Origin of the sequence: Lactiplantibacillus sp. ME-2 (assembly GCF_022549155.1) — a bacterium.
In the GTDB taxonomy this organism is placed as follows: Bacteria; Bacillota; Bacilli; order Lactobacillales; family Lactobacillaceae; genus Lactiplantibacillus; species Lactiplantibacillus plantarum.
The window spans coordinates 1-1,780 of record NZ_JAKZEQ010000101.1; the positions used below are offsets into that span (position 1 = coordinate 1).

Annotated in this window: 1 rRNA gene; it reads right to left on the reverse strand. The window is 46.5% G+C overall.

Annotation, left to right across the window (positions count from 1 at the left end):
- Positions 1 to 1,643 (reverse strand): 23S ribosomal RNA (locus MMY95_RS15485); the annotation flags it as partial.
- Between the last annotated feature and the right edge of the window lie 137 nt (positions 1,644 to 1,780).

The following is a 1,780-nucleotide window of genomic DNA, read 5'->3' on the forward strand; positions in this document are numbered from 1 at the left end:
GTTAAGTACTCACTAGAAGCTTTTCTCGGCAGTGTGACATCAGACGCTTCGCTACTAAATTTCGCTCCCCATCACAGCTTGTCCTTAAAGTGAAAAGCATTTGACTCTTCACAAGACTTACTGCTTGGACATTCTAATCCAACAGAATGCACATCTTAGCCTCCTGCGTCCCTCCATTGCTCAAACGCACTTAACTAGTACAGGAATCTCAACCTGTTATCCATCGTCTACGCCTCTCGGCCTCGACTTAGGTCCCGACTAACCCTGGGAGGACGAGCCTTCCCCAGGAAACCTTAGTCATTCGGTGGATAGGATTCTCACCTATCTTTCGCTACTCATACCGGCATTCTCACTTCTAAGCGCTCCACAAGTCCTCACGATCTTGCTTCACCGCCCTTAGAACGCTCTCCTATCACGCGACCTAATGGTCGCATCCATGGTTTCGGTAGTATGCTTAGCCCCGGTACATTTTCGGCGCAGGATCACTCGACTAGTGAGCTATTACGCACTCTTTAAATGGTGGCTGCTTCTGAGCCAACATCCTAGTTGTCTATGCAACTCCACATCCTTTTCCACTTAGCATACATTTAGGGACCTTAACTGATGGTCTGGGCTGTTCCCCTTTCGACGGTGGATCTTATCACTCATCGTCTGACTCCCGGATATGAATCAATGGCATTCGGAGTTTATCTGAATTCAGTAACCCAAGACGGGCCCCTAGTCCAAATAGTGCTCTACCTCCATGATCCTAATTCCGAGGCTAGCCCTAAAGCTATTTCGGAGAGAACCAGCTATCTCCAAGTTCGTTTGGAATTTCACCGCTATCCACACCTCATCCCAGCAATTTTCAACTTACACGGGTTCGGTCCTCCAGTGCGTTTTACCGCACCTTCAACCTGGACATGGATAGGTCACCTGGTTTCGGGTCTATAACCTCGTACTCAAAACGCCCATTTCAGACTCGCTTTCGCTACGGCTCCGACTTTTTAGTCTTAACCTTGCACGGGATCATAACTCGCCGGTTCATTCTACAAAAGGCACGCCATCACGCATTAACGCGCTCTGACTTATTGTAGGCACATGGTTTCAGGAACTATTTCACTCCCCTCCCGGGGTGCTTTTCACCTTTCCCTCACGGTACTGGTTCACTATCGGTCACTAGGTAGTATTTAGCCTTGGGAGATGGTCCTCCCGGATTCCGACGGAATTTCACGTGTTCCGCCGTACTCAGGATCCTGAACTGAGAGAATTTGATTTAATCTACTGGGCTATCACCATCTATGGCGGATTTTCCCAAATCCTTCGACTATCAAGTTCTTTGGTAACTCAAATGTTCAGTCCTACAACCCCAAAGTGCAAGCACTTTGGTTTGGGCTGTTCCCCGTTCGCTCGCCGCTACTTAGGGAATCGAAATTTCTTTATATTCCTGCTGCTAATGAGATGTTTCAGTTCACAGCGTTTACCTCCAACTAGACTATGAATTCATCTAGTGGTAACAGTTGATTAAAACTGCTGGGTTGCCCCATTCGGAAATCTCCGGATCATAGCTTACGTACAGCTCCCCGAAGCATATCGGTGTTAGTCCCGTCCTTCATCGGCTCCTAGTGCCAAGGCATTCACCATGCGCCCTTGTTAACTTAACCTCATTTACCTAACGGTAAATGCGATTAATGAGTTTAGCGATAATTAAACTTCAATAAAAAACTCAAAAAACGCGGTGTTCTCGGTTTCATTATGAAAAAATATATTTGATATTATCTAGTTTTCAAAGAACAAGTTT